Genomic DNA, 9096 nt, shown 5'->3' with positions numbered 1-9096 from the left:
TGCATGAACATGCGCTCGCCGAAATGGTGCCCGGAATGATCGTGTCTGTGCATGAATTGCTCCTTGAGTTATATCTTACGATACATCTTAAGTAAGGCACTCCCTTCGTCGAATCAAGATATATCTTACGATGTATCGCAGGAGGGCCAAGCCTTTGGCATTCCGCCTACCAGCGGCCCTTACGACGGTTCCAGGCGTAGAGAAGGTCCGCGAAACGGTCATAGGCGATGCGCGTCAGCGGCAGCGTTGCCACATTGCCGAACAAGCTCGCCAGCCACCCCTCGCCCGGCGTAAGCCGCCAGACCGCGATCGCCACGTCGGCGCCGATCAGCAACCGGCCTTCGCTGTCGGTCGCGTGCAGCCGGCGGCGGATATCCTCCAGCGAGGCGCCGAAGGCGCAGAGCGCTTCCGGCTCGAAATTGATGTCGCGAAATTCGACGCGGCCGGCTTTGACCGCCTCGATCAGCCGCCGCTTCTGCCGGTTGATGCCGGCATCGCACACCGGACAGCGCGTGTTGTACCAGACGGTCAGCGGCGGCTTGGGCATGGCGCGACTATCGGCAATGCGGCGCGGCTTCGCAACAGCCGCGCCGATCCCGGCTTCAGCCGCCTACCCGAGCGAACTGATGATCTCGCGATAGGCGAATTCCGGGAACGCCTTCATCGTCCGTGTCTTGACGTTGCCGCCCGACGACAGCATCAGCGCGAAGCGGGCGAGCACTGCGTCGTCCGGGGCTTCGACGATGGCGACCATGTCGCATTCGCCCATCGTCAGGTAGAATGACTTGAACGATCCGCCCATTTCGCCCAGCAGCTTCTTGGCGGCATCGAGCCGCTTTGGCGACTCCCGCACATTTCTGGCGCCCAGCTCGGTCCAGTTGATAAGCACGATGTAGGTTGTCATGGCACACCTCCCACCGGGAGCCACGGAGCGCGACGCCGTTCGACCGGCGCCGGGGCGGGCATCCGGCTTGTCGCCCACAAATGCATCCGACACCCGAATTATCCTCCTGTCGGGCAGATGCGGCAAGGCGGCAGGAAAGGTGGCCGGAAACGCCAAAGGGCGCCCGAGGCGCCCTTTGGGTTTGCTTGTCTGACCTGCGGATCAGCTGTCGAGGAAGCTTCTGAGCTTACGCGACCGGCTCGGATGCTTGAGCTTGCGCAGCGCCTTCGCCTCGATCTGCCGGATACGCTCGCGCGTCACCGAGAACTGCTGGCCGACTTCTTCCAGCGTGTGGTCGGTGTTCATGCCGATGCCGAAGCGCATGCGCAGGACGCGTTCCTCGCGCGGCGTCAGCGAGGCAAGCACGCGTGTCGTCGTCTCACGCAGATTGGCCTGGATCGCCGCATCGATCGGCAGGATCGCCATCTTGTCCTCGATGAAGTCGCCGAGATGCGAATCCTCCTCGTCGCCGACCGGCGTTTCGAGCGAGATCGGCTCCTTGGCGATCTTCAAGACCTTGCGCACCTTTTCCAGCGGCATGGCGAGCTTTTCCGCCAGTTCTTCCGGCGTCGGCTCGCGGCCGATCTCGTGCAGCATCTGGCGCGAGGTGCGAACGATCTTGTTGATCGTCTCGATCATGTGCACCGGAATGCGGATGGTGCGCGCCTGGTCGGCAATCGAGCGGGTGATGGCCTGCCGGATCCACCAGGTGGCGTAGGTCGAAAACTTGTAGCCGCGACGGTATTCGAACTTATCGACCGCCTTCATCAGGCCGATATTGCCTTCCTGGATGAGGTCCAGGAACTGCAGGCCGCGGTTGGTGTATTTCTTGGCGATGGAAATGACGAGACGCAGGTTCGCCTCGACCATTTCCTTCTTGGCGATCGCGGCCTCGCGCTCGCCCTTCTGCACCTGGTTCACGATCTTGCGGAATTCCAGGATCGAGATCGCCGTTTCGGTGGCGAGGTTCTGGATCTCGGCACGCAACTCCTTGATCGTGTCCTTCTCGTTCTTGGTGAATTCCTTCCACCCGCGCGAGGTCAGGTTGGCGATCGAGCGGGTCCAGTTCGGATCGAGCTCGGAGCCCTGATATTCCTTGAGGAATTCCTCACGGCGCACGCCATAGCTTTCGGCCAGACGCAGAAGCTTGCCCTCGTTCTGCACCAGGCGCTTGTTGATGTCGTAGAGCTGCTCGACCAGCGCCTCGATGCGCGCGGCGTTGAGCGACAGCGACTTCACCGCCTTGATCAGCTGATCCTTCAGCTCCTTGAGCCGCCGGTCCTGGCTCGGCGAGAGCGTGCCGGCGGCGGCGAGACGGTTCTCGACCTGCTGGTCCTGCAGCTTGCGGAGCTTCTTGTAGGTGTCGGCGATGACGTCGAGCGTCTCCATCACCTGCGGGCGCAGTTCCGCTTCCATGGCGGCCAGCGACAGGCTGGCCTCGTCCTCGTCGTCTTCCTCTTCCTCAAGCCCGCGCGTGTCGCCGCCGACATTGGTGATGTCGTCTTCTTCCTCACGCGCCGCCGCGCGGCCACGCGGCTTCTCTTCCGGCTTGGACGGCGCTTCTTCGACGCGTTCGACCACCGGCGCCTGCTTGGCCTCCGGGCCGGCATAGGTCGCTTCGAGGTCGATGATCTCGCGCAGCAGGATCTTCGATTCGTTGAGCTCGTCGCGCCAGATGATGATGGCCTGGAAGGTCAGCGGGCTTTCGCACAGACCCGCGATCATCGTTTCGCGGCCGGCCTCGATACGCTTGGCGATGGCGATTTCGCCCTCGCGCGACAGAAGCTCGACCGAGCCCATCTCGCGCAGGTACATGCGCACCGGATCGTCGGTGCGATCGGTCGGCTCTTTCTTGGTGGTCGTGGCGGCAACGGCGGTGCCGGTCTGCTCGGCCAGCTCGTTGGCGTCTTCCTCGCTGTCGCCGGCGGGCTCGGCCTCAGCCTCTTCGCCCTGCTCGTCATCCTCGACGACGTTGATGCCCATGTCGCTGAGCATCGCGTTGATGTCTTCGATGCGGTCGGGATCCGTCTCTTCCGAGGGCAGCACCGCATTCAATTCGTCGAGCGTGACATAGCCGCGTTTCTTCGCGGCCTTGATCATCTTCTTGACAGCATCGTCGGAAAGGTCGAGCAGAGGGCCATCGGTGGCGCCTTCGCGTTCGGTCTCGACCTCTTCCTTTTCCTTTGTCGCCATTCTTTGTCGTCTCCAAGCGGCCCAATATCGAGGCCGCGTAAACTGTCGGACCGGTTACGCCGGATGTGCTCGTACCGGAATGCTTTTTACCGGCCCGGCAACCGCGTCATCTCTTTTGTTTTGTGCATCTCGTTTGCCCCAAACCGGTTTCCACTTTTGGGCGACATGCATTAAGTCCAGATTAACCCTGATATCTGGAGCAGGCATTTTGCCTGTCCAGCCGTCACCGGCACCTCACATCGCTCAAATTTCCCGCCGACGCCGGGGCACGGTTAACGTTTCGAATCGTCCTGATTCCGCCAATCTGCCAGAAGGTCAAGCGCCTCTGGCATGATTCGCATGAAAAAAGCGAATCAATTACCCGACTTAGAGGCGTCGATTCGACGCGCTGCGCATTTTCGTTTCACTTCCAATGGGTGGTGTCCGGCCCTAAACGCGGCCAACCCTGCCCGATGAAACGCCGAACCCTTCGATCAGCGCTTCCGTTGCCTGCACATCGTTGAATTGCGCTTGAATCTCGACGAGATGCCGGAAGTTTTCATCCGAAGGGTCTGCATCGAGCGCCGCCTGCGCCTGTTTCAGCTCTCTATGTAAGGTGCGGGCGCTGCGCTGCAAGTGCATCGCCTGGTTGAAGGCGTCGCGGGCGTCGTCGAGCGCGGCGGTTTCGAGCGCCGGCCATTGCCGCGCCCGCTTGATCAGCTCCACCGCCCGCTCCCAGATGCCGCCGCAGCCGGCGCGCTCGATGGTGGCGATGACCGCGCCGCGCTCGTCGGCCGCGTCATGCGCCATCGCGTCGAGGATGGCCGCGTGAAGCTTGCGCAAATCCGAATTGGCGAGGTCGAGAAATTCGACGTGGGCGAAATTCTCGTCGATCAGTGCCGGGTGGTTGACCAGGGCCACGATGATCGTCGCCTCGCGCACCGACATGCCCTCGCCGCCGCGCTTGACCAGCGCCGACTGGCCGAGACTTTCGGTGATCGCCATGCGGCCGCCTCCGCCCTTGGCGAACTGCCCGCCGGGCGCCGCGGCCTTGCCCTGGCCGCGCTCTCCCGGCCGGCCGCCATTCTGGCGACCCTGCCGCGGGCCACGCTGCGAACCGAAGAAGCTCTGTTCGCGCTCGCGCATTTCCTGCTGGTAGTGATAGCGCGTGCTTTCGTCACGAATGCGGCTGGTCAGCTCGCGCAGCGTCTTCCCGAGCTCCGCCCGCCGCTCCGGCGTGTCGAAGACGCCGCCCGCCGTCTCGCGCATCCACAACAGATCGACCAGCGGTCGCGCCTCGGCAAGCACAGCGCGGAATGCCTCCGGCCCCTCGGCTTTCACCAGATCGTCGGGATCCTTGCCTTCCGGCAACAGCGCGAAGCGTGCCGAGCGCCCGGGTTGAACCGCTGGCAGCGCAAGGTCGGCGGCGCGCCATGCCGCTTTCAAACCGGCTTTGTCGCCGTCGAAGCACAGCACCGGCTCCGGCGCCATGCGCCACAGAAGCTCGAGCTGGTTTTCGGTGAGCGCGGTGCCGAGCGGCGCCACGGCGTTCTCGAAGCCGGCCTGAGCCAGCGCGATCACATCCATATAGCCTTCCACCGCAATCACTGTGCCGCCCTTGGCCAGTGCCTTGCGGGCGCGGGCGAAATTGTAGAGCACGTTGCCCTTGTGGAAGAGCTCGGTGTCGGGCGAGTTCATGTATTTGGCCAAGGCATCGGGCGCCAGCGCCCGTCCGCCGAAGGCGATGATCTTGCCGCGCGAATCCGGGATCGGGAACATGATGCGGTCGCGGAACCAGTCGTAGGAGACCGGAATGTCGTCGCCGTGCCGCACCAGCCCGCAAGCCTCGATATCGGCCTTCGGCACGCCCTTGGCGGCAAGATGCTCCTTGAGCGCGTTGCGGCTGTCTGGCGCATAGCCCAGCCGGAACGATTGCTGCGTCGCCGACGTCAGTCCGCGCTCCCGGAGATACGCACGGGCTTTGGCGCCGTCGGCGCTCTGCAGTCGCTCCTGGAAGAAGGCGGTCGCCATCTCCATCACCTCGGTCAGGCTGGCGCGCTCCTTCTCGCGCCGTTCTTCCCGTTCATCGCGCACCGGCATCGGCACGCCGGCCATTTCGGCGATCTTCTCGACCGCTTCGGGAAAACTCATGCCGTCGAGCTCGGTGAGGAACTTGAAATGATCGCCCGACACCGAGCAGCCGAAGCAGTGATAACGGCCCTTCTTGTCCTCGCAGTGGAAGGACGGGCTTTTCTCGCCGTGGAACGGGCAGCAGGCCCAATAGTCGCCGCGCGATGCGTTGGTCTTCTTCCTGTCCCACGCGACACGCGTGCCGATCACCGATGAAATCGGCACGCGGTCGCGTATCTCGTCGAGGAAGGCGGGCGGAAAGCGCATCTAAGAAAGCTCGTTTGCCCTCCATATAATCAAGCCGGCCGGGCGCTGCGACTCTGTCCTGCCCATCGTACCCGCTTTTCACAGACGAAAGGAAGGCGGCCGGGGCGGCCGCCTTCTTTCTGCATTGCCGGTCGTCGCGGACTACTGCGCGGCGATCGCGCCGAAGATGATGCCGGACAGGATGCTGACCAGCACATAATCGTTGCCGACGCGGATCCACTCCTGGCCGGGGCCGGGGCGGCGCAGACCGTAGCGGTGCCAGTCGCGGACCGGCTGGTGGCGCCTCCAGTTGGAATACTTCTGGCCATTGCGCCAGTGGCTGCGCTTAACGACGACCTTCTTCTTCACGACGACCCGCTTGTCGACATGCCGGCCGGGCTTCTGCCAGTCGACCTGCGTGTAATTCGACTGCGGCGCGCTCGGCTGGGAGAGCGGCGCGGCCTGGCCTGAGAAGGCCGAGGCACCCAGCATCGAGGCGGTGACGGCGCAAAGTATGAGACGCTTCATGGTCGGTACTCCTTGTTGTCGATAGACGCAGGAGTAACCGCCAACGGATGAACCGAAACTGAACGCTGGAATTACAATTCCGTAATGATTTCCGATGCTTGCTCAAGTCGCTTCAACAAAACTGCGGATTCCTCCGGCCACGCCGCCAAGCGCTGGGCATCATGAAGCGAAGCGCAGCCGCCAAGCGCATGCAACCAATGCCTTCTCCGTTCATTTCCGACATGCGCCGTCGAGCCGAGACGATCATAACATCAGAGAAATCTATTATTCGGCTAATCTTAATTGGTATATTTCGACGCGTTGAATGGCTAAGATTCGTACTCCTCTCCACGTCGCCGCAGCCACCCCGCGAGGTTCGCTGTGAGCGGCTCCGTCGTCCTCCTGCACCTTGCCGGCGCGGTGGCGCTGATGCTGTTCGCCACCCGCATGGTGAAGACCGGCGTCGAGCGCGCCTATGGCGACGTGCTGCGCCACAAGCTGCGCGCCACCATGCGCAATCCGGTCATGGCGGTGCTCACAGGCTGCGGCTTGGCAGTAGCGCTGCAGAGCTCGACCGCGGTGACGCTGCTGGTCGGCTCCTTCGCCGGCGCCGGCATCGTTTCGGGCGCCGCCGGACAACTGGCGGTGCGCGGCGCCGAGATCGGCTCGGCGCTGGTGGCCAAGCTGCTTACCTTCGACCTCACGCTTCTGGTGCCGCTCTGCCTGATCGCGGGCACGGTCATGTTCATGGCCACCGAGCGGCGGGACTGGCGGCAGACGGGGCGCATCCTGATCGGCGTCGGCCTGCTGATCCTGTCGCTGGAGATGATCGGCCAGGCGTCGGAGCCGCTGCGCAACAGCCAGCTGATGCCGCTGATCATCAATTATTTCTCGGGAGATTCCATCACCACTTACCTGTTGGCCGCGCTGGTCACCTGGCTGTTCCAGTCGAGCATCGCCGCGGTGCTTTTGATGGCGACGCTGGCGGGCCGCGGGCTGATCACGCCGGAACTGGGCGTCGTGCTGGTACTGGGCGTCAATCTTGGCTCGTCGCTGATTGCACCGATGCTGACAAGGTCGGCGCCGCCCGAGGTGCGCATCGTGCCGATAGGCAATCTTTTGATGCGCGGCCTCGGCTCGCTGATCATGCTGGTCCTGATCATGACCTTCAAGCCGGATGTCACCTTCCTCGGCAGAAGCGCGCCCGATCAGATCGTCAACGCCCACATCCTGTTCAACGTGCTGATCCTGCTGGCCGGACTGCCGCTGGCCGGCCTCGTCTACCGCGCTTCCGAAAAGATCGTGGCGCTGGGCAGCACGCCGCAGCCGGCCGCCACGCTCGAGGTCGTGGAGCTGTCGGCGCTGAACGAGAGCGCCCTCGATACGCCGAGCCAGGCTTTAGCCAACGCGACGCGCGAGGTGGTGCGGGTCTGCGAGACGGTCGAGATCATGCTGAAGCGCATCATCGAGCTTTATGAGGATGCCGACCCCGCCAAGATCAAGGCGCTTGCCGCGCTCGACGACCGCGTCGACCAGAAGCACGCCGCGATCAAGCTCTACCTAGCCAAAGTCACTCGGAACCCGCTGACCGAGGACGAGGCGTTGCGCTGCCAGGAGCTGATCGGCGCCTGCGTCAAGCTGGAACAGGTTGGCGATATCATCGTACGCAACATGCTGGTGCATGTCAGGAAGAAGCTGGAGCGCGGCCTGGAGTTCACGCCGGAAGGCTGGCAGGAGCTTTGCGCCTTCCACTCCTCCGTGCTCGCCAATGCGCGGCTCGCCTTCAACGTGCTCGTCTCGCGCGACCCCGAGACCGCGCGCCAGCTGGTGCTGGAAAAAGACCTTTTGCGCGAGCGCGAGAAGGAAACCAGCGCCAGCCATTTCCTGCGCCTGCGCGAAGGCACCGCCAAGAGCGTCGAGACCAGCTCGATCCACCTCGACACCATCCGCGACCTGAAGCAGATCAACTCGCTGTTGGCCTCGATCGCCTATCCAGTGCTCGAGGAGCGCGGCCTGCTCGGCGGCTCGCGCTTGAAGACCGGCTGAGGCTATGCAAGGCAGCCGAAAAATTTGTCTTTGCCCATTGTCGCTTGCGTCGGCTAAAGATCGCCCGAGGACCTTTTGGAGGACGATCGGTCGATGGACACGCATTCGCGCAGCTTCGCCAAGGCGCTTTCGTGGCGCGCCACCGGCACGATCGACACGATGATCATATCGCTGGTGGTCACCGGCAGCATCAAGCTCGCGGCCACCATCGGGCTCACCGAAGTCGTCACCAAGTCGCTGCTCTACTATCTGCATGAACGGGCCTGGCTGAGGATCCCGTATGGGCGCAAAAAGCCTGCCTAGAGCATGATGCCGAAAAGTGTGAAGCGGTTTTCGGACGACATCATGCTCTATCTTTTTGATTTAGAGTCGCAGTGACAGGCTGGTTCTGATCGGTCCAGTCAAGAAAAGCTAAAGCGCCATCGTCAATTTCTCCATTGCCGCGTCCGCGCGGGCGTGGTTTGAGGCCATGCATTCCTCGCATATGTTTTGATCCATGCTGCCGCTGATTGCTCTTTTCCTTGCCGCCTTCGCCTTTGGCACCACCGAATTCGTCATCGCCGGCGTGCTGCCGGAGGTGGCGCAAGGCCTCGGCGTTTCGGTGCCTACCGCCGGCTATCTCGTCTCCGGCTATGCCTGCGGCATTGCCGTCGGCGGCCCGCTGCTGGCGCTCGCGACCAGCAAAGTCTCGCGCAAGACGCTGCTGATCGGACTGACGGTCGCTTTCACACTCGGCCAGGTGGCCTGCGCGCTGGCGCCCGATTTCACCGCGATGCTTCTGCTGCGCATTGCGACCGCTGTGGCGCATGGTTGCTATTTCGGCGTCGCCATGGTGGTTGCGGTCAGCCTGGTGCGCGAGGACCAGCGCGGACGGGCGGTCGCGGTCATTCTCTCTGGGTTGACGGTTTCCAATGTCATCGGCGTGCCCGCCGGCACCGCGATCGGCAGCCTATGGGGCTGGCGCGCAACCTTCTGGGTGATGGGCGCGCTGGGCTTCGTCGCGATCCTCGCCATGCTGGCGCTGCTGCCGCGAACGGCGGGCGCCGCCAGCC

Annotated in this window: 8 protein-coding genes; 3 read left to right on the top strand and 5 right to left on the bottom strand. The window is 63.4% G+C overall.

All coding sequences use genetic code 11. The features are described 5' to 3' along the window. Nucleotides 1-166: 166 nt before the first annotated feature. The 5 genes from E5X34_RS23250 to E5X34_RS23230 form a co-directional block, all read right to left on the bottom strand. Nucleotides 167-547: a DCC1-like thiol-disulfide oxidoreductase family protein gene (locus tag E5X34_RS23250; RefSeq protein ID WP_292569423.1), complete on the bottom strand. Its 381-nt coding sequence runs from the start codon at nt 545-547 to the stop codon at nt 167-169. Nucleotides 548-610: 63 nt separating this feature from the next. Beyond that, on the bottom strand, nt 611-904 hold the full coding sequence (locus E5X34_RS23245; RefSeq protein WP_040989491.1) for a GYD domain-containing protein: 294 nt from the start codon (nt 902-904) through the stop codon (nt 611-613). 201 nt (nt 905-1105) lie between these two features. After that, a complete protein-coding gene (rpoD, locus tag E5X34_RS23240; protein WP_292569401.1) occupies nt 1106-3136 on the bottom strand; it encodes an RNA polymerase sigma factor RpoD in 2031 nt (676 codons plus the stop codon). 429 nt (nt 3137-3565) lie between these two features. After that, nucleotides 3566-5512: a DNA primase gene (gene dnaG, locus E5X34_RS23235; protein WP_292569398.1), complete on the bottom strand. Its 1947-nt coding sequence runs from the start codon at nt 5510-5512 to the stop codon at nt 3566-3568. A gap of 141 nt (nt 5513-5653) precedes the next feature. Further along, nucleotides 5654-6019 carry an RcnB family protein gene (locus E5X34_RS23230; protein WP_292569395.1) on the bottom strand — a complete coding sequence of 122 codons (366 nt, stop codon included), beginning with the start codon at nt 6017-6019 and terminating at the stop codon, nt 5654-5656. 360 nt (nt 6020-6379) lie between these two features. On the opposite strand from E5X34_RS23230, the gene E5X34_RS23225 reads away from it, so the two are divergent. The 3 genes from E5X34_RS23225 to E5X34_RS23215 form a co-directional block, all read left to right on the top strand. Next, nucleotides 6380-8044, top strand: coding sequence for a Na/Pi cotransporter family protein (locus tag E5X34_RS23225; protein ID WP_292569392.1), 1665 nt, complete (start codon nt 6380-6382; stop codon nt 8042-8044). Between the two features lie 93 nt (nt 8045-8137). Next, nucleotides 8138-8347, top strand: coding sequence for a DUF2061 domain-containing protein (locus E5X34_RS23220; RefSeq protein WP_292569389.1), 210 nt, complete (start codon nt 8138-8140; stop codon nt 8345-8347). A 193-nt stretch (nt 8348-8540) separates the two neighbouring features. Continuing rightward, nucleotides 8541-9096 (top strand): MFS transporter (locus E5X34_RS23215; protein WP_292569386.1); only part of this gene is annotated, 556 nt, incomplete at its 3' end.

The organism is Mesorhizobium sp., from assembly GCF_004963255.1.
GTDB lineage: Bacteria > Pseudomonadota > Alphaproteobacteria > Rhizobiales > Rhizobiaceae > Mesorhizobium.
The sequence above is the reverse complement of the archived record's forward strand: the minus strand, read 5'-3'. Positions and strand labels throughout refer to the sequence as shown.